Annotated in this window: 26 protein-coding genes; 9 read left to right on the top strand and 17 right to left on the bottom strand. The window is 39.4% G+C overall.

Annotated elements, in window-relative coordinates; genetic code table 11:
* The first annotated feature begins 43 nt into the window (after positions 1-43).
* Positions 44-1,075 carry a methionine synthase gene (locus QQJ93_RS02910; protein WP_089124004.1) on the top strand — a complete coding sequence of 344 codons (1,032 nt, stop codon included), beginning with the start codon at positions 44-46 and terminating at the stop codon, positions 1,073-1,075.
* Between the two features lie 183 nt (positions 1,076-1,258).
* Here QQJ93_RS02910 and QQJ93_RS02905 read toward each other — a convergent pair whose 3' ends face one another.
* Entirely contained in the window at positions 1,259-2,056 is a 798-nt protein-coding gene (locus tag QQJ93_RS02905; RefSeq protein ID WP_089124003.1) for a Cof-type HAD-IIB family hydrolase, read from the bottom strand.
* Positions 2,057-2,250: 194 nt separating this feature from the next.
* Positions 2,251-3,366, bottom strand: a complete 1,116-nt coding sequence (locus QQJ93_RS02900) for a YcbX family protein (RefSeq protein WP_089124533.1) — start codon at positions 3,364-3,366, stop codon at positions 2,251-2,253.
* A 251-nt stretch (positions 3,367-3,617) separates the two neighbouring features.
* Here QQJ93_RS02900 and pyrC point away from each other — a divergent pair, with 251 nt between their 5' ends.
* The gene (pyrC, locus tag QQJ93_RS02895; protein WP_089124002.1) at positions 3,618-4,646 is read left to right on the top strand and encodes a dihydroorotase; all 1,029 of its coding nucleotides are present in this window, start codon (positions 3,618-3,620) and stop codon (positions 4,644-4,646) included.
* A gap of 146 nt (positions 4,647-4,792) precedes the next feature.
* Here the strand turns inward: pyrC and QQJ93_RS02890 are convergent, their stop codons facing one another.
* The 4 genes from QQJ93_RS02890 to QQJ93_RS02875 form a co-directional block, all read right to left on the bottom strand.
* Complete coding sequence (locus QQJ93_RS02890) at positions 4,793-5,518, bottom strand: amino acid ABC transporter ATP-binding protein (protein ID WP_089124532.1); 726 nt, start codon at positions 5,516-5,518, stop codon at positions 4,793-4,795.
* Positions 5,519-5,576: 58 nt separating this feature from the next.
* Positions 5,577-6,524, bottom strand: coding sequence for an amino acid ABC transporter permease (locus tag QQJ93_RS02885; protein ID WP_089124001.1), 948 nt, complete (start codon positions 6,522-6,524; stop codon positions 5,577-5,579).
* An 85-nt stretch (positions 6,525-6,609) separates the two neighbouring features.
* Entirely contained in the window at positions 6,610-7,404 is a 795-nt protein-coding gene (locus QQJ93_RS02880) for a transporter substrate-binding domain-containing protein (protein WP_089124000.1), read from the bottom strand.
* Positions 7,405-7,660: 256 nt separating this feature from the next.
* The gene (locus tag QQJ93_RS02875) at positions 7,661-8,524 is read right to left on the bottom strand and encodes a LysR family transcriptional regulator (RefSeq protein WP_089123999.1); all 864 of its coding nucleotides are present in this window, start codon (positions 8,522-8,524) and stop codon (positions 7,661-7,663) included.
* Between the two features lie 234 nt (positions 8,525-8,758).
* On the opposite strand from QQJ93_RS02875, the gene QQJ93_RS02870 reads away from it, so the two are divergent.
* Positions 8,759-9,595, top strand: coding sequence for a bifunctional allantoicase/(S)-ureidoglycine aminohydrolase (locus QQJ93_RS02870; protein WP_089123998.1), 837 nt, complete (start codon positions 8,759-8,761; stop codon positions 9,593-9,595).
* Positions 9,596-9,768: 173 nt separating this feature from the next.
* Here QQJ93_RS02870 and QQJ93_RS02865 read toward each other — a convergent pair whose 3' ends face one another.
* The 5 genes from QQJ93_RS02865 to QQJ93_RS02845 are packed head-to-tail and all read right to left on the bottom strand — an operon-like array spanning position 9,769 to position 15,098.
* On the bottom strand, positions 9,769-11,214 hold the full coding sequence (locus tag QQJ93_RS02865) for a sensor histidine kinase (RefSeq protein WP_089123997.1): 1,446 nt from the start codon (positions 11,212-11,214) through the stop codon (positions 9,769-9,771).
* Positions 11,214-11,891, bottom strand: coding sequence for a response regulator transcription factor (locus tag QQJ93_RS02860; RefSeq protein ID WP_089123996.1), 678 nt, complete (start codon positions 11,889-11,891; stop codon positions 11,214-11,216). Before QQJ93_RS02860 ends, QQJ93_RS02865 begins: the two co-directional genes overlap by 1 nt.
* A 50-nt stretch (positions 11,892-11,941) precedes the next feature.
* Entirely contained in the window at positions 11,942-12,319 is a 378-nt protein-coding gene (locus QQJ93_RS02855; RefSeq protein ID WP_089123995.1) for a diacylglycerol kinase, read from the bottom strand.
* A 24-nt stretch (positions 12,320-12,343) separates the two neighbouring features.
* Positions 12,344-13,990, bottom strand: coding sequence for a phosphoethanolamine transferase (locus QQJ93_RS02850; protein WP_348542211.1), 1,647 nt, complete (start codon positions 13,988-13,990; stop codon positions 12,344-12,346).
* 52 nt (positions 13,991-14,042) lie between these two features.
* The gene (locus tag QQJ93_RS02845; RefSeq protein ID WP_089123994.1) at positions 14,043-15,098 is read right to left on the bottom strand and encodes a glycosyltransferase family 9 protein; all 1,056 of its coding nucleotides are present in this window, start codon (positions 15,096-15,098) and stop codon (positions 14,043-14,045) included.
* A gap of 173 nt (positions 15,099-15,271) precedes the next feature.
* Between QQJ93_RS02845 and QQJ93_RS02840 the strand changes: the two genes are divergently transcribed.
* Both QQJ93_RS02840 and QQJ93_RS02835 read left to right on the top strand, forming a co-directional pair.
* A complete protein-coding gene (locus QQJ93_RS02840; protein ID WP_284186025.1) occupies positions 15,272-15,418 on the top strand; it encodes a hypothetical protein in 147 nt (48 codons plus the stop codon).
* A 129-nt stretch (positions 15,419-15,547) separates the two neighbouring features.
* Positions 15,548-16,336, top strand: a complete 789-nt coding sequence (locus QQJ93_RS02835) for a ferredoxin--NADP reductase (RefSeq protein ID WP_089123993.1) — start codon at positions 15,548-15,550, stop codon at positions 16,334-16,336.
* A 35-nt stretch (positions 16,337-16,371) separates the two neighbouring features.
* On the opposite strand, the gene QQJ93_RS02830 is transcribed toward QQJ93_RS02835, so the two are convergent.
* From QQJ93_RS02830 to QQJ93_RS02820, 3 genes are read right to left on the bottom strand one after another with little or no spacing between them, the layout of a single operon-like run.
* The gene (locus tag QQJ93_RS02830; RefSeq protein WP_089123992.1) at positions 16,372-16,587 is read right to left on the bottom strand and encodes a hypothetical protein; all 216 of its coding nucleotides are present in this window, start codon (positions 16,585-16,587) and stop codon (positions 16,372-16,374) included.
* Between the two features lie 45 nt (positions 16,588-16,632).
* Complete coding sequence (locus tag QQJ93_RS02825) at positions 16,633-16,893, bottom strand: DUF4056 domain-containing protein (protein WP_089123991.1); 261 nt, start codon at positions 16,891-16,893, stop codon at positions 16,633-16,635.
* A 57-nt stretch (positions 16,894-16,950) separates the two neighbouring features.
* On the bottom strand, positions 16,951-17,904 hold the full coding sequence (locus QQJ93_RS02820) for an alpha/beta fold hydrolase (protein WP_089123990.1): 954 nt from the start codon (positions 17,902-17,904) through the stop codon (positions 16,951-16,953).
* 258 nt (positions 17,905-18,162) lie between these two features.
* On the opposite strand from QQJ93_RS02820, the gene QQJ93_RS02815 reads away from it, so the two are divergent.
* The 4 genes from QQJ93_RS02815 (at position 18,163) to pstB (ending at position 21,800) form a co-directional block, all read left to right on the top strand.
* Positions 18,163-18,984, top strand: a complete 822-nt coding sequence (locus QQJ93_RS02815) for a phosphate ABC transporter substrate-binding protein (protein ID WP_089123989.1) — start codon at positions 18,163-18,165, stop codon at positions 18,982-18,984.
* Positions 18,985-19,080: 96 nt separating this feature from the next.
* Positions 19,081-20,046: a phosphate ABC transporter permease subunit PstC gene (gene pstC, locus QQJ93_RS02810; RefSeq protein WP_089123988.1), complete on the top strand. Its 966-nt coding sequence runs from the start codon at positions 19,081-19,083 to the stop codon at positions 20,044-20,046.
* Between the two features lie 5 nt (positions 20,047-20,051).
* A complete protein-coding gene (pstA, locus tag QQJ93_RS02805; protein ID WP_089123987.1) occupies positions 20,052-20,933 on the top strand; it encodes a phosphate ABC transporter permease PstA in 882 nt (293 codons plus the stop codon).
* A gap of 117 nt (positions 20,934-21,050) precedes the next feature.
* The gene (gene pstB, locus QQJ93_RS02800) at positions 21,051-21,800 is read left to right on the top strand and encodes a phosphate ABC transporter ATP-binding protein PstB (RefSeq protein WP_089123986.1); all 750 of its coding nucleotides are present in this window, start codon (positions 21,051-21,053) and stop codon (positions 21,798-21,800) included.
* A gap of 279 nt (positions 21,801-22,079) precedes the next feature.
* Here pstB and QQJ93_RS02795 read toward each other — a convergent pair whose 3' ends face one another.
* The 3 genes from QQJ93_RS02795 to narQ form a co-directional block, all read right to left on the bottom strand.
* The gene (locus QQJ93_RS02795; RefSeq protein WP_089123985.1) at positions 22,080-22,778 is read right to left on the bottom strand and encodes a riboflavin synthase subunit alpha; all 699 of its coding nucleotides are present in this window, start codon (positions 22,776-22,778) and stop codon (positions 22,080-22,082) included.
* 74 nt (positions 22,779-22,852) lie between these two features.
* On the bottom strand, positions 22,853-23,488 hold the full coding sequence (locus QQJ93_RS02790; protein ID WP_089123984.1) for a response regulator: 636 nt from the start codon (positions 23,486-23,488) through the stop codon (positions 22,853-22,855).
* 64 nt (positions 23,489-23,552) lie between these two features.
* Positions 23,553-25,295 (bottom strand): nitrate/nitrite two-component system sensor histidine kinase NarQ, encoded by a 1,743-nt coding sequence (narQ, locus tag QQJ93_RS02785; RefSeq protein ID WP_089123983.1) that lies wholly within the window; start codon positions 25,293-25,295, stop codon positions 23,553-23,555.
* Positions 25,296-25,480 lie beyond the last annotated feature (185 nt).

The raw sequence follows: 25,480 nt of genomic DNA, 5'->3' as shown, positions 1-25,480 counted from the left end.
TCAACAAAGCTGCAGTTTCAGCTGTATACCCAAGGAATTAATTATGAAAATACTATTACCAACATCAACCGCGGGCAGCTTACCGAAGCCAACATGGCTGGCAGAACCTGAAACCTTATGGTCTCCTTGGAAGTTACAAGGGGAAGAACTCATCAACGGTAAACAAGATGCTCTACGCGTATCACTACAAGAACAACAATCGGCAGGAGTGGATATTGTCAGCGATGGCGAACAAACACGACAACACTTTGTCACTACCTTTATCGAACATCTTAATGGTGTAGATTTTCAAAATCGTAAAACCGTAAAAATCAGAGACCGCTATGAAGCCAGTGTACCCAGCGTTGTTGGCCCGGTTTCTCGCCAAAAGTCAGTTTTCGTAGAAGATGCAAAATTCTTACGCCAGCAAACTGACCAACCGATAAAATGGGCGCTACCTGGCCCAATGACTATGATTGATACCCTCTATGATGCTCATTATCAAAGCCGAGAGAAGTTGGCTTGGGAGTTCGCTAAAATTCTCAATGAAGAGGCAAAAGAATTAGAAGCTGCTGGCGTAGATATTATCCAGTTTGACGAGCCTGCATTTAACGTCTTTTTTGATGAAGTAAACGACTGGGGTATTGCTTGTTTAGAGCGCGCAATCGAAGGGTTGAAATGTGAAACAGCGGTGCATATTTGTTACGGCTATGGCATTAAAGCTAACACTGATTGGAAAAAAACACTCGGTACCGAATGGCGACAATACGAAGAAGTGTTCCCTAAATTGCAGCAATCTAATATCGATATTATTTCTTTAGAATGCCACAACTCTCACGTGCCAATTGAGCTACTGGAATTAATCCGTGGCAAGAAAGTTATGGTTGGGGCAATTGATGTCGCGACAGACAACATTGAAACACCGGAAGAAATAGCCGACACATTAAGAAAAGCGCTTCAATATGTTGATGCCGACAAATTATACCCTTGTACCAATTGTGGTATGGCACCACTATCTAGACACGTCGCAAGAGAAAAATTACAAGCATTGCATGCTGGTGCAGAAATCATTCGTAAAGAGTTAGCTAACAAATAACTATCGCTACATTTAAGCCTACTGAGAGACCCATTGATTAAAAATCCAATGGGTCTCTGATTTTATTTATCCCCTCATCTGCTCACCTTACAGCGCGTTTGTTGGCCCTAAAGAAACGCAACCGTAAAATAAAAAACAAGAGGGCTAACAATGAGTCCTTTTGTTTACACTTATTCAAAAACCCTACGGCAGCAATTGATTAATTACTTTCAACACACCGGCTTCTTGATTACTCGGCGCAATAAAGCGAGCTAGCTTTTTGACTTCAGGGTGAGCATTTTTCATCGCATACGAATAATAACTTTCTTTCAGCATTTCCACATCATTGAAGTAATCACCAAAGCTCATAGTTTGCTCATAAGTAAAACCAAGTGTGTTTTGCAGATGTTTTATCGCTGCTCCTTTTGAAGCCTCAGCATTCATCACATCCAACCAAATTTTGCCGCTAACCACAACTTGATGAGTTTCACCAAAATGCTTATCGATAGTTGGAAATACTAATTCTTCAGTACCATCAAAATGACAAATAGCAACTTTAATAAAGTCATCGTCTACCGTTAAGACATCTTCTACTGATTCACGGCGGTGGTAATATTTGGCGAACTCTTTTAAAGCTTGCGGATCTTGAGTTTCAATATAGGCAGAACGTTTACCGCATAATACTAAATGTGCACCATCAATACTCCGGGCTGCTTGAACAATTACTTCAATTTCAGAACGTTCGATAATGCAACTATACAACTCTTGTTCTTTATGCATCACTAAAGTGCCATTCTCAGCAATGAAATACATATGATCTTTTAATGGTGCAAAGGTTTCCACTAAGCTGTAATACTGACGGCCAGAAGCCGCGGCAAACATGATTCCGTTAGCTTCTAGCTTTTCGTACATTTCATAAAACTTAGGGTCTAGTTGGCTGTTTTCATCCAACAAGGTGCCATCCATATCAGAGGCAATAAACTTAATATCTGGTCGGGTCATAAACCGCTCACTTTTATATAAAACGTATACCCAGTAACTTCAAGGTGCGAGTTTCAGCAAGTTAAAACCTTTATGTATCGTCAGATTGGTTTGAAAGGTAGCTACATTCCTTCGCCAATCTTCCTTGCCTAAAGGTCTGGATGATAGCTCTGAATTCTGCATCTTGAAGTCACTAGGGTATAGATAATGAGGAATTAACTTACTAGTTCAACATCGGATTTAGGTACACAGCAACAAGCCAACACTTTACCTTCATCAATTTCCCCAGGAAATAATGCTGGCATGTCAGGCTGATCTACCTTGCCAGATTCCAGTGTCATTTTGCAGCTGCCACAAAAACCAGAACGGCAGCTGTTTGCAACGGGAACTCCGGCTTTTTCAGCTTGTTCTAGTAAGGTCGATTGGTTATCCCCTTCAAATAAATTGCCATCAATACTAATAGTCACTTTTTTAACCGGCTCTACTTCAACCGCATCTTGACTGGTATCGACATAGAATTCTTTTTGTTTGGTTTCTAGTACTTCAACCACATCACCTGCGCGGATCATACCTTCATTTTTAGCGACTACATTTTGACCAAAGAAAATACCACCCGCTTCATCTGCACGGAATTTAGATAAGGTATTAAGCGGCTCGTTCTTTTCGCTGCGCATGGCTGTTTTTGGATTCACGGTAGTCAACACGCAACGCATGCAAGGTTTGACGATTTCAAACTCGACTTCGCCAATTCGAATGCGTTTCCAACCATCTTCAGCAAACGCTTCGGTATCAGAAACCACAATATTAGGGCGAAATTGCGCCATCGAATGTTGCACGGGGCCACGTTCATTTAATTCATCAAGAGAAGCCTGGCTGATCAGCAATAATGGATAACCATCGGCAAAGCTAACATTGGTTTGAATTTTTTCACGTTGGCGATTGGATTGTTCACCAGTAAACAGTAGTTGAACCGGTTTACCAATAATAAAGCTAAACCACTGATTGGCTTTTTCGTGAGTGCTATAAGAAGAAAAAGTGTCTGACCAAACGGTGCATTCTACTTCTGCCATATCGAATTCATCAAAACGCAGAACCAGTGGCTCTTTCGCTTCTGGGTAAGTAAGTACCAACCCACATGGATGCAGTGCTGCTTTTATTCGAACCATTTGGTGATGCTCTCGTGCCGTCACCATACGACCGGTCGAATCTGCCACCATAAAGCGACGGTCAAAGCTTAGACCTTGTTTTTCAACCCATGCTGATGACAGCTCAACACCAGTAATAGACTTAACTGGATAAACATTAATAGTATCTAATATTGCATCTTGCATTGGCTCTAATCCTAATGTGGCTTCTATTTTGGCGAGTTTTTTCTCTAATTCTGATTGCCTGCACTCCGACTGGCTCATCCTCTCTTCCCTTATTGATTTTATTTTCAATAAGAGTATCAGACTTGACCTTGTCTCGATAAGAGATAAATGAAGAAAATAAGATGAAAAATAGGGGTAGTTAGTCTATTATTTCGCCCCACACGAAAGCGTTTGCTTTTTTTAATTGCAACTGATTGATGAGGTGGGAAACCATGACAACTTTGACCATTACACGCCCGGATGATTGGCATGTTCACTTACGCGATGGTGACGCACTAGCCAATACCGTGAAAGACATTAGCCGCTACAATGGTCGTGCGTTAATCATGCCAAATACTGTTCCACCTGTAACCAACCTACAAATGGCGCTTGATTATCGCAAACGTATCATGGCACATAACCACAGCGACACATTTGAGCCGTTAATGGCACTCTATCTTACTGACAACACGACTCCTGAAGATATTCGTGAAGCTCATGCCTCTGGCAAAGTTGTCGCCTGTAAACTTTACCCCGCTGGAGCGACTACTAACTCCGATTCTGGGGTAACCGATGCCAAGAAAATCTACCCTGTATTAGAAGCGATGGCAGAAATTGGCATGTTGCTGTTGATCCACGGCGAAGTGACCACTCACGATGTTGATATCTTCGACCGTGAAAAGACATTTTTAGACACCGTACTTGCACCAATCGTTAATGACTTCCCACACCTTAAAATCGTGTTAGAGCACATCACTACTCGTGAAGCAGTTGAATTTGTTAGAAAGGCAGGAGATCACGTCGCAGCGACCATCACCGCTCATCACTTATTATTTAACCGCAACCATATGTTAGTTGGTGGTATTCGTCCCCACTTCTATTGCTTACCCATTTTAAAGCGTGGTACTCATCAACAAGCCTTAATTGAAGCGGCCACTTCTGGATCGAAAAAGTTCTTCTTAGGAACAGATTCTGCGCCACACGCACAAGGTAGGAAAGAAACCGCTTGTGGCTGTGCTGGCTCTTACACCGCTCATGCTGCGGTTGAACTATATGCTGAAGTATTTGATAAAGAAGGCAAGCTAGAAAACTTAGAAGCATTTGCCAGCCACAATGGCCCTGATTTTTACGGCATTGCTCGTAATACCGATAATATCACGCTTGAAAAATCGAGCTGGAATGTTCCGGCAACCATGCCGTTTGGTGAAGACGTTGTTGTGCCAATTCGTGCGAACGAGCAAATCGAATGGCAAGTTAAGTAACGTTATATCCAAACAAATTGAAATGACCCTTTAAAGTTGAACAACCAACATTGAGGGTCAGTTCAATTGTTCAACTACTCGGGGTCTATTTATTATCAATGGTGTTATTTAATCGATAACCTTTGTATTTAAAGTAGCATCAATAATTAAAGCAACATCGATAAAAACTGCTGTAATCTTGGATGCTCTGGATTATCGAAAAAGTCATCCGGGCTAGCATCAACCAATAACTCACCATCTTGCATGAACAACACTCGATCAGCCACTTCACGAGCAAAGCCCATTTCGTGAGTCACGACTACCATCGTCATCCCTTCATTGGCTAAGCTTTTCATTACCTCCAATACTTCCCCTACCATTTCAGGGTCAAGCGCAGAAGTTGGTTCATCAAACAACATGATATGAGGGTTCATCGCTAATGCACGAGCAATGGCTACACGTTGTTGTTGTCCGCCTGATAAATGGTTGGGGTAATTAGTCATACGTTCAGCAAGGCCAACTTTAGCCATTAGTTCTTTAGCATCCGCTTCAACATCTTTACGTTTGCGCTTTGATACAACCATCGGTGCTAGCATGACGTTTTCAAGTGCAGTTTTATGTGGAAACAAATTAAAACTCTGAAATACCATCCCGACATTTTCACGCAAGGTATTAATATTAGTTGAACGTGCGTACATATCGACACCATCAATCACGATCGAGCCATCACTAATCGTCTCAAGCTGATTAATGGCACGCAAAAATGTGGACTTCCCTGAGCCAGATGGCCCAACAATCACCACCACTTCGCCACGCTTTACGGTTGCAGAAACATTTTTTAATGCATGACATCCATTTGGGTACACTTTATTGATTTTTTCAGCCACGATCATTGGTTCACCTTGCGCTGTTGATGGCGAAGATGACTGAGATGAATGGCTTGGATTAGAATTAATCACTGACTGATAACCTCTTTTCTAATGCTTGAATACCCCAAGATAAACTACCCGTTAGCAGCAAATATAATAAAGCGACAGTGATCCACACCTCAAACGGTGCAAAGGTACCACTTACTACTTCTCGACCAGCTTTAGTCAAATCAGTAATGGCAATTACGGATACCAAAGAAGAGTCTTTAATCAAATTAATAAACTGTCCTGCTAATGGTGGAAGCACTTGCTTAAAAGCTTGAGGCAGGATGACATACGTCATTGACTGTGGATAGGTCATCCCCAATGAACGCGATGCTTCCATTTGACCTTTGTGGATGCCTTGAATACCAGCACGGATAATTTCAGCCACATACGAAGCCGTAAACATTGAGAGAGCTACAACACCGGAAGTGAAACGATCAAGATCGAGTACAGTGCCGATAAAGAAATACACAATAAAGATTTGAACTAATAGTGGTGTACCACGGATCAATTCAATATAACTAACAGCAAGTTTGCGTAATGCGATATTGCTAGAAAGCCTCATTAATGCAAGAAACATCCCTATCACAATCGCAAATACTAGTGAGATCACAGACAGTTGTATGGTAACAATCACACCTTTACTTAAAGTGCCCAGTTTCCATTGGCTTTTTTCAGCCAGAGTATCGCCTTCAAACACTAAGTCGCCTTCTGCAACTTTAAGATTTTTAAATTGCGATAAATCCATCAACTCATCACCGGAAACCGATTGTAGAATTAATATGCCTTCAGAGTTTTTAACAATATCACCATCAAGAGGAGCATTGATGATCTCTGGTTGAGTATCAATGATATAGGGAACGACACGTTCCCAGTTCCAATTGTAATTAATTCTAGACGTGGATAAATAGATGAGAGTAAAGAGCGCCGCAATGATGCCGACAAAAACAAGATTCCAAAAAACCGTATTGGGTTTAGACTGCATAGTAATCCTTTGAATAACAACGTAAAAGATAGATACAAAACAGCCAGAATATAGCGTTCACTATTTCTGGCTGTTATGCAGTTTTTTACTGAACTTTATCTAACCAAGAAGCAGACTTAAACCATTTGTCATAAATGCGATCGTAAGTACCATCGCCTTTAATTTGATTTAAGTAGTTATTCAAAAAGTTAAGGAAATCTGGATCGCCTTGACGAACCGCAAAGCCTAGAGGTTCAAAAGTAAATGGCTTATCTAAATGAACCACTTCGCCTTTATGTTGCGCGGTATAGATTGCATTAAATGGTAGGTCATAAATAAAGGCATCAGCTTTACCATTAGACACTTCAAGTGCGGCATCTGCAGTCGTTTCAAACTTGTTTTGTTTAGCATTTGGTAAGAAACGCTCAGCTGCAATAATACCTGTAGTACCTAATTTAGTCGCAATGGTATATTTTTCGTCATTCAGATCACGGTAGCTAGTAATACTACCGGCATGCTTAGCGTTTAGAAGAACACTTTGACCAATCACTACGTAAGGTTGAGTAAAGTTAACCTGCATATTACGCTTAGCCGTGATAGTCATGCCGCCCATGATAACATCACATTTATTCGTTAGAAGGGCTGGGATTATGCCATCCCAAGACGTGTTCACCGGTGTGAATTTCACATCAATTGCTTTCGCGAGCATTTTGCCTAAATCAACATCAAAGCCAATAAATTCACCATTTTTAGCTTTCATTTCAAAAGGCATATAACCAGCATCAAAACAAACACGAAGCTCGCCTGATTTAGCAATATTTTGCAAGGTGGTATCAGCTAACGTTGAAGTAGCCGTAAACAAAGTAGCTGAAAGAACAGCCGCTTGGAGTAATTTTTTCATAAAACATCCATATCATTATTATATTTATCGCTGCATCCCGCAGCCTATCGAAAAGACAAAGCCTGCCTTTCTTAGCTCATTTATAGCAAAGTTGTCATTTACATTAAACCGTTGATCTTTAAAAAACTTTCATAGTGTTTTAAAGAACCTATTCAAAATGAACCTAATTCACTGATATTTCTATAATTAACAATAAATAAGAAAAATGTGATGTAACCACACATTCTATGACCGGGCGTCATCGCGACCCAAATTATCAAGGGCTATAAATCCCATCACAAGCTTCGATTAACTTGTCCGCTAATAACTTACTTTGCTGACTCAATTGCTTTTGAGCATGTAAGATTAACTCCAGCGGTGGTACATCAGGCAAACCATCTTTGGCATCTAAGACTTGATGGAACGGTGTCACTAGACGTGTAGGTAGTAATGAGATGCCAAGGCCAGCTTCTACCGCACAGCCTACCCCAGATAGGCTACTAGTGATGTAAGACATTCTCCAACGTTTCCCTAGCGAATCAAAGGTATGCGCCATTTCACTGCGATACAGCCCAGTGCTTGGCAAGCCCACCAGTGGTACACTAACTTTTTGTAAATTATTAAACCCTTTACCATCTATCCAAGTTAACGACTCTTGCCATTTAGCGATCCCTTCAGCTTGGCCTAGGCGATGTTTGACGAGAGCTAAATCCAATTCATTATTTTGAAACTGTGTCCAAATTTCGCTACACATTCCGCTTTTTACTTCCAAACGTACCTCAGGAAAAGCTTGAGAAAATAACGATAATGTCGGAACTAATTCATGGGTGGCAAAATCTTCCGGCACGCCTAGTTTAATGGGCCTTTGCTCTGCCGTACTCACAGTTTCTGCAATCGCTTCTTCCATCATAGTAAGAATTCGACGAGCATGGCTCACAATACGTTCACCTTCAATAGTAGGTGTCGCGTAGCGCTTTTTGCGTACTAATAGTTCACAATCAAGTTGCGTTTCGAGCTTGCGGATCTGTTGGCTAATTGTCGATTGAGTTAAATGGGTACTGTCGGCGGCACGAGTAAAACTTCCGGTATCAACAACCGCGACTAAACTACGTAATAGTACCGGATCTAATGTTGTATTCATATTTTCTCCCACTTGCTGACTCATCGAATTCACTCATCACATTAAACTAGTGGATTATCCACTAATAGTAATTAAATTATTTAATTTTTAAATTACTAATGTGAGGCGCATAATAAATCTACAATCAAAGTAATTGGAGTTGCAGTAAAGCGCCAAGTGAATGAACGCCAGCAACAAAACTGCAGCTTCCAATACAATGACTATATTCCCCCTCTTGTATGAAGGACCACAAGAATGACCAATAAACACACTTATTACTCTCCGCAGGGAGGCTTGCCGCCTCAAACTCAACTATTATCTGATCGTGCGGTACTTACCGATGCCTATGCCATTATTCCCAAAGGCGTATATAGCGATATCGTGACCAGTTTTTTACCATTTTGGGAAGGCATGCGTATGTGGGTGATCGCTCGCCCACTTAGCGGTTTTTCAGAAACTTTTTCTCAATATATCGTCGAGATTGAATCCGGTGGCGGTTCCAATAAGCCTGAACTTGACCCTGCTGCTCAAGGTGTATTGTTTGTGGTTGCCGGTGAAATGGAACTGACTATTGAAGGTGAAAAGCATCATATGACCGAAGGCGGTTACGCTTACCTGCCACCAAAATGTAATTGGACGGTACACAACATTGGAAATGAACCTGTCCGTTTTCACTGGGTGCGTAAAGCTTACCAATACGTAGAAGGGTTAGACGTGCCAGAAGCATTCGTCACCAATGAAAATGACATCGAGCCAATTCCGATGCCTGAAACCGATGATGCATGGGCGACAACACGTTTTGTTGATTCAACCGATATGCGCCACGATATGCACGTTAATATTGTAACCTTCCAACCAGGCGGCGTGATCCCATTTGATGAAACGCATGTGATGGAGCATGGCTTATATGTTCTAGAAGGCAAAGCGGTTTATCACTTAAATCAACAATGGGTTGAAGTGGAAGCTGGCGATTTCATGTGGCTTCGAGCTTTCTGCCCACAATCTTGTTATGCCGGTGGCCCTGGTCCGTTCCGCTACTTGCTGTATAAAGACGTAAACCGCCACATGCCGTTTATTCGTCCAACCAACTAAGTGGTTAACGAAAGACATAAAAAAACCTAGCTCACTTTATAGGCGAGCTAGGTTTCCTTCGTTGTGTATCACTTATGTCATGTACAGCTGCTGTTATGTATTAGGGGGGAATTACATAATAGAGCCTAATTAGTATCAGCTTTTTCGGCATGAATAAAAACAGAAGATTTGCCTTAAATTTCTTTCCTTATTTCCGCACTATGGTGCTCTATCCCTTGAATACTAAAGCCAATTTCCCTTTCTTGATATACCACATCAAGTTGATAACCATTTAACCTACATAGGTTATTAACTATCGATAAGCCTAAACCATAGCGATCGTTAGAAGTTCTGGATTGATCCGCTTGATACATGGGCTCCAATAACTGAGCAATATCCTGTTCAGTCAATACTGTGCATACCTGATTTCGAACTTCTAACACTAAGTTTGATTGTTTTGTTACTAGAGAGATTGTGATTTGGGAGCCTTCGGGGCTATAAAATAATGCGTTATCAATTAAATTCTGCAATATCGTATGTAATGAAAATGAATCTCCAAATATCAATGGTTTATCAATTAATATTTGGATACGGTTATCAGCATCAGAATACTTAAAGGTCAGCTCTGTTATCACTTCACTAATCAACTGATATAAATCGATCGCTTCTAATTCAATCTGAATAGTCGCTGATGAGGTCTTTTGCAATAACAATAAGTTATCAACAATTTTTTTCATCCTTTGGGCAATTTTGAGCATATCTTGCTTATAGGTTGCACCAATACGCTCATCTTCAGGATAACGAATATATATCTCACTCAAACTCATAATTTCTGCGATGGGTGTCTTTAATTCGTGGGCAATATCACCCGTTAAGCGCTTTTCATTTTGCAAAAATACTTGATTCGCCTTAATAAAAGCATTCAGTTCTTTCCGAATCGGTTCAATCTCATCAAACTGCAAGTCAGGCTCAGGCAGCTCTGTCACCGAACTTTGATCAATACCAATTTTCTTAATTTGAGCGTTCATGGTTTGCAGTGGTTTCAAACCTTTATCAACGATACGTATTGCAATGTAACGCATCACAACAATAGAAATAAAAAATGTCACGATCAACAAAATATCAATCAATACCAACATACTCTCTGAAGAGCGACTCGATTGATATAAGGCTAAATAGGCAGGATGTTCATGGGTGGCTGACAATTGCTCCGATTCAGGTAAAAAATAGGAAATAAATGCTCTTCCCTCTTCCCCGTTTGGCAAAGTGACATCGAGTAATTGATTCGTGTTTAGCGGTAAAGATAACTGAAGCAGGTCTATTTGAGGATATTGGACTAGCGACTTGGAACGTTTAAAGCTACCGCTACTAGACCATAGCTGATAAAAGTGAACGTCTTCATCTTCTTGAAATTCAGAAAGGTGTTCATCATCAAAACTTAAGCGATCACCAGAAACCTTAACTAAAGATTTCATATAATTGGCTTTATTGATCAAAGATTTATCAAATTGCTTATCCACCCAGCTATCTAAGCTTAAATCAACGGATAGATAAACAGCAAAGATGATGATGCCAAATACTAAAGAAATAGAATTAACTAAATTGCGTTTAATCGAGGATGTCTGTGACTGCTTATACATTAGAGCGTCTCTTCAACAAAATAGCCAAAGCCACGCTTATTTTTAACCGGTAGGACACCACCTAGAGCTCTGACCTTTTTTCGTACTGAAGACAAATGAGATTCAATCGTATTTTTCGATAAATAATCAAAGCTCCCTACCACAGATTCGCTGATCATCTCGACATTTAGTACTCGTCCTTTAGCGGAAAATAAACACTCCATAATTTTAAATTCATTCCGAGTCAGTTCAACCTCCTGCCCTTGATAACTGAAGCGTTTCGTTTCAAGATCTAAACAAAAACCACCAACTTGGTGATTATTTCCTTTCTGAAGCAGTTGACCTCTACGTAATAAAGCTAAAATTCGGGCATGCAATTCTTCAAATGAAAATGGCTTGGTTAAATAATCATCTGCGCCTTGCATTAGGCCATCAATTTTATCCTGAGCTAGTGTCTTCGCTGACAAGATAAGAACCTTGGTTTGAATCCCTTTCTGGCGTAGAGAACGCAAAATACTCATACCATCCACATTCGGTAACATTAAATCTAAAACAATCAAATCATACTGATGATTCATGGCCATGCTTAAACCAACAGAGCCATCACCCGTTTCATCAACCGTAAAACCAAGATTATTTAACCCAACGCTCAATCCTCGGCGCAATGCTTCAGAGTCTTCAATGATCAATACTTTCATCTTTTATTTACTCTTCTCTACCCAAGCCAGATCTTATGTCATTCACGCTATCAAAATAGTGGGTAAACAATCACGCCCCACACCATCGCAGACATAATAATGCTTAATGTGACGAGGGCTGAACCAACATTTTTCGCCACACCAGATAAAGTGTGGTATTCCAAACCAACCCTATCAACGACCGCTTCAATAGCGGTATTAACCATTTCCGCAAATAACACAAACATCATAGATAAAATTAAACACACCGATTGCACAGCGCTAATATCAAGATAGCAAGCCAAAACGGTTAATGGGATGAATAGCACTAATTCTTGCTGAAATGCCGCCTCATTCTTTAGCATCCACTTCAAGCCATTAAAACTATGCTTTAAGGTAAAAATGATGCGCATAATACCGGTTCGTTTTACAACAACTTTTTCATTCATCTTTATTGGTAACTCTATTAAATTTTATACGTGACAGTTAGAAAATAAATCTAAACTTGTTTGTTTTTCTTTAGTATCTACGCCATATAACCCAATCAAACTATGAAAAAAGTTATCATGTGTGTAGCGAAGTTTCTGAGCTTCTTCTTTTACACAAGACCTATCAATCTGCTTTTGCTTTGCATATTGCTCCGGAAGCCATAACAACCAAGGAACCGTTTTCTGCTCTTTTGGCGCAATAGCATAGGGCGTACCATGTAAATATAAACCATTTTCGCCTAGTGATTCACCATGATCAGATACATACATCATCGCAACATTATAGTCTTGGGCATGCTCTTGTAGTTGCTTGATCACCTGCGCTAAAAAGAAGTCAGTATATACCAGAGTATTATCATAAACATTGGTAATTTCTTGGTCGGTACATTGATCAATATCTTTCCTATTGCACCATGGAGCAAACTTGGCAAGTTTTGGAGGAAACCGCTGAAAATAAGTTGGGCCATGACTACCTATAGTATGTAAAACAATTAACTTATCTTTATGATCTTTTTTGATAAATTGCTCGGCTGGCTTCAACATCACTTGATCATAACAAGTATTACCATTACATAAATCACGGTCACTTTTTGCATCAATATTAATCAATTTAGTATTATGAGCTACACCCTTATCACCACCATCGTTATCAATCCATAAGGTTTCAACATTGGCTTTAGCAATAATATCAATCGCATTATCTTGCGCATTGGCCTTCGCTTTATTGTAATCGGTACGATTCATATTCGAAAACATGCACGGCACTGATAGTGCGGTATAAGTACCACATGACGACACATCGTTAAATGAAATCAAGTCTAGATCTTTAGTGTATGGCTGTGTATCGCGAGAATAACCATTGTCAGAAAAATTCATCGCACGAGCCGTTTCCCCCAATACCATCACTACTAATGTCGGTTTACCATTTTCTGTCGACTTTAACTGAGCATCATCTCCGAGAGAAGTATAAGGCAAAGGTTTAACCAAATAGTTACGCTTAATATATTTATACGTATCATATACATGCGCTGGAATGATCATTTTATTCAAGTACTTATTATTACGACCAACTGATGCGTAATCTTTATAAGTAGTAATCGCAATCACAGTGATAAACATACAAGAAAGTAAAATTAGTATCACTCTAGTCACCAACTCACGGAAAATTGATGAGTTAAATTCAACCTTAACCCAGACTAATAACAAGGTAGGAATAACACCAAAAATTAAAAAATAGAGCACCGAACGAACATTAAGATAAAATAATGCTTCTGACACATTGGTTTCCACCACGTTTTCAATCATGGATGTATCAAATAGAACATGAAACTCTTGTATGGAATACAGTGCAAGAGCAGAACTTAAGAATAAAAACCCATACCATGGCTTAAGAATCAATGGCAGTGTTAAAATCGAAAAAACAATAATAAAAGCAAAGAAAAGCACAAAAGGTCCGGTATAAGGAAACCAAATGTCTGGTACATTTTTACCAAGTTCAAAAACCTTTGAAACGATAGGGTAGTTTAAAATGAACCCAAAATAAAAAGATACAATAATAATAAAAGTACTTGTTTTTATTTTAGGACGAAACGCACTATCAAAGGTAAAAACTCGAAATAAAAGAGACATCATTTAAAAAACCTTGTTTAATTAACAGACATGAATAAAGATTTATACCAAAGCACTACTCTGTAACCATTACTGGAACATGCTCAATAACATCAGTGTTATACCAATCATAAAAATTTAAAGATCGTCCATTAATGACCCCATAGGTCTCTAAACTTGTATGAGTATACAACCCAATACATTTAACACCTGAAGCATCAGCCAAATGCAAAGGCCCTGTATCACAAGAAATAAAAGTATCTACATTTTCAAGGAAACTCGCCAATAAACGCAGGTCATTGTTTTTATATATTAATGATTCATTTGACAATGGCTTATTGACATCATCACTAAGAATTTCAACCCACTGAATTGGTTCTATAGATTCTTTTTCAAATTTAATCAGTATGTTTTTCCATTGCTGATCAGATAGTTTTTTCTTTCCTCTTGCTCCTCTGAAAAAAGCGACTAACTTCTTATCCCCATCATAAACTGAAGATCTTTCTCTTATACCAAATAAATCTTCACGCTCACTAAAAACCAATTTATGACAAGTATTGACTAACCCTTCGCCTGTTAAATTATTAATAATAAAAGTCTTATTAAATGCCATATGCGAATATTCAAGATCATCTTTAAATGTATGGGTAAAACATACATTTCTATTTTCACTGTCGGATGAAACTTTGTTTTTAGCAGGTAATACTGAAGCTATAAAACTATCCTCAGCAGAAGAATAAGGCACTAGCATTAAATCAACACTTCTTCTCTTTAAAGATTTCATTAACTTTAGGAAATTCCCTAACTTTGAGAATGAGAAGTTAGAAACTAGAATTTCATCTACACCGATATTTTCAAAAATCGACTGTTGCCATGATTGAGATAATAATAAAGTTATTTTTGCATTCGGATAAGAAGATCTCACCTGCTTAACAAAAGGGATTAAAAATAAAATATTTCCTATTCTCTTGTTATTTCTGATGATCAATATTGAATTCACATCTTTCTTTTGTAGGATATGAGATTGATTTTGGCTGTTATCCATAAATAATCGATATAGCCATGGTTCCAGTGTCGCCATTTTACGTCGACGATATCGATCAAAATTCCGTAACCATGTTTTAACGCTCATACTGCACCTACTTCAATTCACTTCAATAGCCACCACTTTAAAAAACGAAGCTGAAGATTGACTGAAGATGCACTGAAACTTAGCGCAAGAAGAAACCATCACATATACCCAAGTAACTTCAAGATGCGAGTTTCAGCAAGAATAAAACAAGCTTTAGGCAAGGTAAATTGAATATGATCATAGTTATTCTATCTCTATTTAATTTAACGCCGCATAAAGCTTGTTTTAACTTGCCCTTCGGGAGCTTCATTCAAACCTTTATGCCGCGTCAGATTGGTTTGAAAGGTGCCTACATTCCTTCGCCAATCTTCCTTGCCTAAAGGTTTGGATGATAGCTCTGAATTCTGCATATTGAAGTCACTTGGGTATATTTGCCAATTTATACTGAAAGTGTATGCTGGAATTGTTGATCTTTAGCCGGATACCCAAGAATAAACAGGGAGATGCAGATGAAAGAGATACCACTCGGATTTGTTACTGGCACTATTATTAAACGAATAGACTGGGCTGAGCATTTATTCTCACTTCGTGTACAAGCCCCTATCAATGCCTTTCCTACTCCAGCATTCACCGCTGGCCAATTCAGCAAGCTTGCCGTACTCAATGAACAAGATGAGTGGGTAAGACGTGCTTATTCTATGGTCAACAAACCAAGCTTAAGTGGAAATAACATTGAAATGGAGTTTTTAGTTATCGAAATTCCAGATGGTAAACTTACCCCATTACTTGAGCATAAGCAGGTTGGTGATGAAATATTAGTCGGTACACTTCCCGCAGGTTTTATGACAATTGATGAAGTACCTGAAGGACCGAAAGATTTATGGATGCTATCAACCGGCACGGGCATCGGACCATATTTATCTATTTTAGAAGAAGTAGAGCAGTGTCAGCGCTTCGAGCATTTAATTTTAGTGCATGCAGTACGCACCAAAGAAGAATTAGTCTATAAAGAGAAGATTATGGAGCTGATGAAAACGTATCAAGGTAAGCTACGTTACGTGCCGATTGTCTCTCGGGAAGAGGTTTCAGGTACATTATCAGGACGAATTCCACAAAGGCTACAAGATGGCTCTCTTGCCAAAGCCGCACATGTTAAGCCAAGCATTGAGAAGAGTTTCTTCTACTTATGCGGTAACCCAAACATGGTGCATGACACTAGAGATTGCTTACAACAAATGGGTTATAAAAAACATCTACGTCGTGAAACGGGCCAATTTAGCTTTGAGAATTATTGGTAATTAACTTAACCCGATTAAGCAGTAGACAGTCCAATCTACTGCTTATTCTTTTGCTTTAATAATACTTGGTATTCTTTGCGGTCAAATTCTTGATCATACTTGGCGATGTCGTTATATACCTGAGTATTGAGTATATAGTCAGGGTACAAATGTTCGGGAATATGATTGGTAAAAGAGTCTCGATATTTATCCTCTATTTTCATTGTCATCTTCGAAACATCATCAAATACAATGCCACTGAGAGATTTCATGTCCCTGCGCCATTTTAAAGCCGTAGTAAGCCGCTAACTCTATACTTAAACGCCTTTCTGTGCGGCGGTCAAATGTGAGGTATCAAATGCTTGAAAGTGAATTTCTCGCTCACCTAATTCAGGCTCGAGTGCAATTGTGAACGCTTGGCCTAACTTAGGATAGGTTTTATAAAATAGACCCGTTGCGTTATCTGCTGTATCTCTTACATGAGCAAGATCAATAAAGCCGCGACATCCCCAGGTTGAGGTTGTGAGGTTTCCGTCCATGAGTAGGTTGAGCATCCTGACAAAAGTATTGTCACCCATAAGGCTGCCATACTCTGTTTTTTATTTGAATAACATTACTTTATTCACCCTAGCTACTTATTGTTTTTTCTGATTATGATATTGCAGGATAAAGGCTTTGAGTAATCGATTCACGGTGTCAGGCTTCTCTAATAAAATATTATGTGCAGAATCGGTCACAATATATAAAGGCCCTTTTGATTGCTTAGATAACAACATCCCGCTTTCTAAAGGGAAAATTCTGTCATTTTCTCCCCAAATCACTTGAACTGGTGGAAGATTTTTATTCGCAATCTTAGACACAAACTCTTCACGCGAATCTATTAAGTGATCGAGCATATAAACCTTTTGCTCTGAGTTGCTAGCAAAATACTTTTCGTAGAACCCATCCATGGTAAAGGCTGGTACATGTAATGGAGCCTCACTAGTCGCATTCATTAAGCGCTTCAAATCTGCATCATTTTTAGGCACAAATAAGTCACTCGGTTTTTCAATATCAAAACGAGCTAATAACGCATCAAGATCTTGTTGATCAAACGCTCCTCCCGGGCTAGAAATGAATGTTGCTGTACTCGCTAAATCATAATTGGCTAATAAACCGTATACGATAAAACCACCATAAGAATGTCCAACGATATGAATATTACCGTCAAGATCGAGGTTTTTTAATAAATCAGCAATCGCCGTGACTTGATCTTCTAAAGTTGGTTGAAGATCACTGGTTGACTCGCCATACCACAATATATCCGGCACAATTACACGATATTGATTACCCAGTGCTTGCATAGTAGATTGCCAGTTAGATAGCCCATCACCACCGACACCGTGAATCAAGACTACCGTATCTTCACTAGCAATTTGGTTATCCCAATAATGCACTTGAGTATGATGCTCATCATCACTCAAAATAAGCGTATGCTCTGTAAAACCTTCATCAGAAACGTTAGAAGCAAGATGATTCACGTATAAATTTGTTGTCGTACTACAAGCAGTCAACAATAAACTTGCTGCCGCTAACCAGACCTTTTTCATAATTATATCCAAATGACTTCGTTAATTTTCAAACCCAAGCTTATATACCCAAATGACTTCAAGAAGATGCCACATTCTAAGCTATCATCCAAACCTTCAAACAAAGAAGATTAACAAAGCAATAAAGCCTTCGTTAAAAATGTTCTCACTGTCATTTATGTTTCAAATTACTGTAACACAACTGTCATATTTCAACCCTAAAGTGGCTTTCGTCAACTCAACGACTTAACGGCATGAAGCCATAAAGGAAATGAAAGTATGAAAAAGACAGTAATCAGCGCTCTTGCCATTCTAAGCGCGCTAACAGTAAACCCAGTATCAGCCAAAGAAACTATCTCAGCGGTAGGTTCAAGTAGTGTTACTCCGTTAATGGAAGTCTTTGCTGAAACATACATGAAAACCAATTCTGATGTATTTATTGAAGTTCAAGGTCCCGGTTCTTCGGCTGGTATTAAAGCGGCGAAAAACAATTCCGCTGACCTTGGTATGTCTTCTCGCGATTTAAAAGCAGAAGAAAAAGAGCCTACATTAAAAGAAGAAGTCGTTGCACGTGACGGTATCGCCGTTGTTGTTAACCCAAAAAATACATTAAAGGGTTTAACTTCTGAGCAAATTACAAAAATTTATAAAGGCGAAATCACTAACTGGAAAGACGTTGGCGGTGAAGACAAGCCTATCGTAGCCATTACACGTGATACAGCTTCTGGTACTCGTGGCGCATTTGAAGACATCATGGATCTAAAAATGAAAGTAAACGATATGAAAGTATCGGCTATTTCTCAACGTGCTCAAGTTGCTAACGGTAACGGTGGCTTAAAAACAATGGTTGCAAGCAACCCTTACGCTATCGGCTATATCTCTTTAGGTACAGTTGATGACTCGGTTCACCCTCTTGCAGTAGATGGCGTTGAAGCAAGTGTTGATAACGTTAAGAACGGCTCTTACAAAGTGGCTCGTCCTTTCCTAGTGCTTTACCACGAAGGTCGTCCAACACCAACAGCACAAAAATTCCTAGACTGGATGCTAACGAAAGACGCTCAAAAGTTAGTAACAGCACAGGGCTACATTGATATCCACTAAGTAACATCTTTAACTTTAATTGCTCAGCTCGCAAGGGCTGAGCTTATTTTCCATCTCGGAATGTCTTAAAACATTTTTCGATATGTGAGTTTTATTATGACCATCGCCACTTATAGTGACAAAACAACAGATAGTGACAAGCTTATGAATACTGTCGCAAACTCAAAAAGCCATACCTCAGCAAACAATGGTAACCTCCGTCAGAAAAAAGGCATCGATTGGAAAGAGAAAATTTTCCACGGCCTATTTTTAGGTAGTGCCATTATAGGTATCGTTTCTCTTGCCCTAATCGCTTATTTCATCATTGCTGAAAGTATTCCTGCATTTAAAGCTGTGGGCGTTTCAGGCATTGTACTAGGTGATAACTGGCTGCCACCGGCCTTATATGGTGTCTACACCATGATCGTCGCATCAGTAGTGTCAACCTTTGGTGCCGTCCTTGTTGGTGTTCCAGTTGGCCTATTAACTGCTATTTTTATTGCCGAAATTGCTCCTAAACGTGTCGCCGATGTCATTCGTCCTGCAGTTGAATTATTAGCGGGTATTCCATCAGTAGTATACGGTTTCTTTGGCCTAGTGATCATTGTGCCACTGATTCAGCAAATCTTTGAAGTTCCAGCGGGTAACACTATTCTTGCCGGTATTATTGTTCTTGGTGTGATGATTCTACCGACGGTAATTACGGTTTCAGAAACCTCTATCCGCGCGGTACCCCATGCTTATAAAGAAGGTTCACTAGCACTTGGGGCGTCAAAGACGTTCACCATTTTTAAAATCCTCTTACCTGCTGCTCGTTCAGGCATCATGACAGGTGTCATCCTCGGTATTGCTCGCGCTTTAGGTGAAACCATGGCCATTATCATGGTGATGGGAAACGCCCCCGCAATGCCTGAAGGTATCCTTGATTCAGCTCGAACTTTAACCGCGAACATTGCTATTGAAATGTCGTACGCAAGTGGTATTCACGCTAACGCACTTTATGCAACGGGTGTGGTGTTATTGGTTTTCATCATGATTTTAAATGCTGCTCTTCTGTACCTTAACCGTCAGAAAGCGAGGTAAGCACTATGAATTTCGCAAAAGACTCAGAATTACTCAAACTGAAAAAACAACGTCAAAATAAAGATCTTATTTTAAATATTTTCATCTGGATCTCTGCAGGCTTAACCGTTGGTTTTTTGTTCTGGATTATCTGGTACATCTTATCCAATGGCCTACAGCATGTAGATTGGAACTTCATCACCGATGACTACACTCGCACGGGTGAAGAACACGGTATTTTCCCGATGATCGTGTCGACTATTTATATGGTGATTGCTTCTATTGCAGTCGCAGCCCCACTCGGCATTATGACAGCGATTTACTTAACCGAATACGCCAAACCGGGTAGTAAATTGGTTAAAGTGATCCGTTTTTGTACCGAATCATTAGCCGGTATTCCATCGATCATCTTTGGTCTATTTGGTATGACGTTCTTCGTTGCTGTAATGGGATTTGGTTTCTCAATCTTGTCTGGTGCTCTCACGCTCAGCATTTTGATTCTACCAGTGATTATTCGTACAACCGAAGAAGCATTAATGGCGGTATCACAAACCTACCGTGAAGGTTCTTACGGCCTTGGTGCTTCAAAAATTTACACTATCTGGCGCTTAATTTTGCCAAGTGCAATGCCAGGTATTTTAACGTCGGTCATTCTAAGTATTGGTCGTGTCATTGGTGAATCAGCTCCGGTTTTCTTAACCGCAGGCATGGTTGCTCGCATTCCAGAATCGCTACTTGATTCGGGGCGTACGTTAACCGTTCACCTATATAAATTAACGACAGAGCTATTTACGGTCGATGAATGGAACCAAGCTTACGGCACTGCTACCGTTTTGATTGTACTGGTTCTTATCATCAATATGTTGACCAAGTTAATCGCTAGTCGCATCAATAAAGCGAACTACTGATTCACACAAATATAATTTATAAGCTCGTTATTGACTAACACGCATTAAACCTTAAATGAATGATAAGTAGTGGCTCGATGACAACATCAGCGGCTACCACGACAAAGAGATATGACAATGAATAAATTCAACATCGAAAACCTAGATCTTTTTTACGGCGACAACCAAGCACTTAAAAGCATTAACTTACCAATTCCACAAAAGAAAGTAACCGCATTAATTGGTCCTTCTGGCTGTGGTAAATCTACTCTATTACGTTGCTTAAACCGCATGAACGACTTAATTGCGGGAGTGAAGATCACCGGAAAAGTGACCATGGATGATAACGATATTTATGGCAATATCGATGTATCAGACCTACGTATCAAAGTTGGAATGGTATTCCAAAAGCCGAATCCATTCCCAATGAGCATTTATGAAAACGTAGCTTACGGTTTGCGTGCTCAAGGAATCAAAGACAAAAAGCACATTGATTCTGTAGTAGAGAAATCTCTACGTGGGGCCGCTTTATGGGATGAAGTAAAAGACCGTTTGAAATCACATGCATTTGGCCTGTCTGGTGGTCAACAACAACGTCTATGTATAGCTCGTACTATTGCGATGCAACCTGATGTGATTTTAATGGATGAACCGACATCAGCCCTTGATCCAATTGCTACACATAAAATTGAAGAATTAATGGAATCTCTTAAAAAAGAATTCACCATTGTTATCGTGACTCACTCAATGCAGCAAGCTCGTCGTATTTCAGACCGCACGGCCTTCTTCTTAATGGGTGAGCTAGTTGAGCATGATGAAACACAAATCATCTTCAGCAACCCGAGAGATGACCGCACACAAGGTTATGTAAACGGCGACTTTGGCTAATAAGTCTTTCCAACCAATTAAAGAGCTAGGTTAACGCAAAGCCTAGCTCAATAAATAACTATAAAAAAGCGATGGAATGTTTGCCCCTTACTGAGGGGCTTTTTTGTTTACTCAGCGATCAGAGTGAAAATATAATTGTGAGCCGCTTTTGATTCTCGATGAGTTGGTCTTTTCGAGACAATACCTCTGTATTAATACAGCTTTTTATCTTTCGATATTCATGAAGAGCAAAGCCTACCGTAATAATAAGGGTCACAAACACACTCAAAATAATTATTTCTATTTATCTTTCATTTTTGCCAATTGGTCTAATTGAATATTATTCTTCTCTAGTAATTCTTCTAATGCTGGAAATAATTCACCGAAGTTTTCTTCTAATGTTTCACGTACCGTATCGACCAACACTTGAGTACTACGTTCAATTTCGATATTCAATTTTGAACCGGCTTGCTTCAATTCAAAAGTCGTCATTCGGCGAGTTTCAGGGATCAACCAAACATCAAACCAGCCTTGTTTTTTATCAACATCGGAAATGGTTAAGCTCGCGCCATTAATCGCAATATAACCTTTAGGGAAGATATAACGTAGCCATTGTGCTTCTACACCAATACGAATGCGGTAGTTTTCTTGGATATGTTCAACACTCACCACTTGAGCGCAAAAGTCGACATGGCCAGAAAGTGGATGTCCGCCGATCTCAGCACCATCTTTCGCGGCTCGTTCAGCATTGACAGTATCGTTTTCTACCACTTCACTTAGTGTGGTAATTTGCAGACTTTTTAGCATCACATCAAAACGCAGAATGGTAGCGCTTACTATTTCAGTAACCGTTAGACAAACTCCATCGATTGCAACGCTAGCGCCAATTTCAATCTCGTGACAAAAGCCTTCTGGGAAAGCGATATCAAAGCTACGAATACCTTGATGATCAGTGACTTTTTTCAGTGTTGCAACGGCTTGAACAATACCTGTAAACATAAAACATCCAGCATTAAACGAAAGGGCTGACTATATTGTCAAAATTGTAGCTTGATACCAAGACAAAGAAGTTATTAATCTCGACCATAAGTATCTAGGTACAACACAGTCGCAGCCGTTCTTGATGCAACATTGAGCTTTTTCAATAGGCTTTTCATGTGCACTTTTACTGTCGATTCTGAGATAAATAGATGATCGGCAATTTGCTTATTACGATAACCTTTAGCGACTTCTTGTAAAATTTGCATTTCACGATCGGTTAATTGGTCCATCAAATTATCGCGTTCACCACGTGTCTCTAAGTGTTCTTTTACTAGTTTGCTATAAACCGGTTCACCTTGCTGCGCTTGCTTTAATAACTCGATCAATTCTTCAGGTTCACTGTCTTTTAATAAATAGCCATCCGCTTGAGCTTTAACTAATGCGTCAATATCCGCTGGGTTATCAGATACCGTTAAAATAATAATCTGACTATCGATATTTTCTTTGCGCATTGCTTTTAAAGTATCTAAACCCGACATGCCCTTCATGTTTAAGTCTAACAAAATAATATCGGGCTCGAGTTCATTGGCAAGTGCGATGGCATCGACACCATTACTAGCTTCCCCCACTACTTCAAAGCAGCTTTCTAAATTTAGTAATTGGCCAATACCACGACGCATTAATGGGTGATCATCGACTAATAAAACTTTTGATACTGTGTTTGTCATCGGTTACCTACATATTGTTATTATTGGAGGTTTAATACTTTCTATTATTTATACCCAAATGACTTTAAGAGGGTTCATTGGCTCCTAAGGTCATTTTTAAACGTACTAGACAGCCTTTACCTAACATCGACTCAATATGATGTTCAGCACCTAGTCTAGAGGCTCGCTCTTGCATAATACTTAAACCATAATGATTCGGTTTAGGTTGGTTAACATCAAAGCCCTGTCCATTGTCTTCAACCTTGATATGAATATCACTGTTATCTTGGTAGCAATACACATTCACCTGACTAGCGTGAGAGTGTTTAATCGCATTCAACACGGCTTCACGTATATATTGTAGAAGATGGACCTGTTGTTGAGCATCTAATTCCATCGAAAGTAGTTGATTATCTACGTTCAAAGATGCTTTGGTTTGCGCTTGTAATGGCTGCAATAATTGCTTTAATGCTTCGCCAAAATGCGCATCTTCAATTTTTAAACGGAAAGTGCTGAGCAATTCTCGAAGTTGTGTGTAAGCTTGAGCAAGCACCTCATCGACTTCTTTTATTATACCGGTGGCAACTTCACAACGTTTCGCACATAAATCTTGGTTTAAATTACGTTTCAATAAAGTAATTTGAATTTTCAGGTAAGACAGTGATTGTGCCAGTGAATCATGTAATTCTCTCGCAATAGTGGCACGTTCTTGCATCAAAATAAGCTGCTCAGTCTGTTTTTGATTATGGCTAAAATACAGAGCACGCGCCATAATGCGACCTAAGTTCTCCATTAATAACTGATCAATCTGACCTGATGTTTGCTGCCACTCCAGTAGCCCTAAAGGCATCGCTTGCTCTTCGAGTGGAAAGTTTCTCCATTCAACATTATCTTGTTGCTGGCCCGCGATCAGCTCAATACCTCCACCTTCTTTTTCATCGATCAATAAACGGCATGCTTGAATACCATCCACTTTTTCGAAAGCATCCAATACCGATTGAAAGTCTTGAATCGTTAATCGAGAACTCGATAAAGCTTCCGAGCTATCGTATAAAATTTTCAAAGCATCATTTGCTTGTTGTAATTCATGAGTCTTTTTATCAACGGCAGCTTCTAAGCCTTGATAAAGTAATGCTAATTCTCTTGCCATTGATTGATAACAATGCCCTAATACATCGAGTTCAGTATCAGAATTAATATCAAGTTGAATAGTAAAGTTTTTATCTTGGATAGATTGGCTGGCGATGACTAAGTCTTCCAACGGCTTTACAATTTTATTGCGCACAAAACGCATGATCAGCATGGTAACAATAAAAATAAGTAATAAGCATCCCGCTCCCGCAAACGCAAAAGCTTTTAGCTTATTTTCAGAAAATCGCTGTAAGTTCAAAACAAAAATATCAAGTTGATCAACTAGAGCTTCAACGGCTGTTAAATAATCGGCTTCTCTACCTGTTTTGATATCAATCGAAAGACTGTGCCAGCGATTTTGGATCGAAAGATATTGATACTTAATTTCGTTTGGAACAAGCGGATTATCTAGCGATTTCATAACCGGTGAATTTAATGATTGTTCTAGCATTTGGCTGTGCTGTTGCAACTTATTGGAATCGGTTTTTATATCATAGGCTAACCGATAACTTTGCATACGTAGTGAACCCGCCACATTAATAATTTCGGCATCTTTCAAACTATAAGTAATCGTAAAAATCGCAACAATAATAGCTACGATGACAAAGATTAAAATGGAAATAAGCCCTTTTGCGATCGTCGAAGCAATTGGCTTTTGTGGAGCAAAATAATGTTCAGAATGACGAACCCGATTCACACTTTATCCTATAATTAATAAGCAAATAAATGATGACTTTTGCAGCGAAGATCAACGGACCTTAATGTAGGAATTTTTTGATTTTACTTGAATCCTTAAGAATGTGTGAAGTTTATACAGGACTAAAATTGATCTAAAACAATTCACACCCCCAAATACCTCTTTGGGGGTATTTCAGCTTGACC

Origin of the sequence: Vibrio algivorus, from assembly GCF_030161215.1 — a bacterium.
Taxonomy (GTDB): Bacteria; Pseudomonadota; Gammaproteobacteria; order Enterobacterales; family Vibrionaceae; genus Vibrio; species Vibrio algivorus.
Note: the sequence above shows the minus strand (reverse complement) of the source record. Positions and strands in the feature narration are given on the sequence as shown.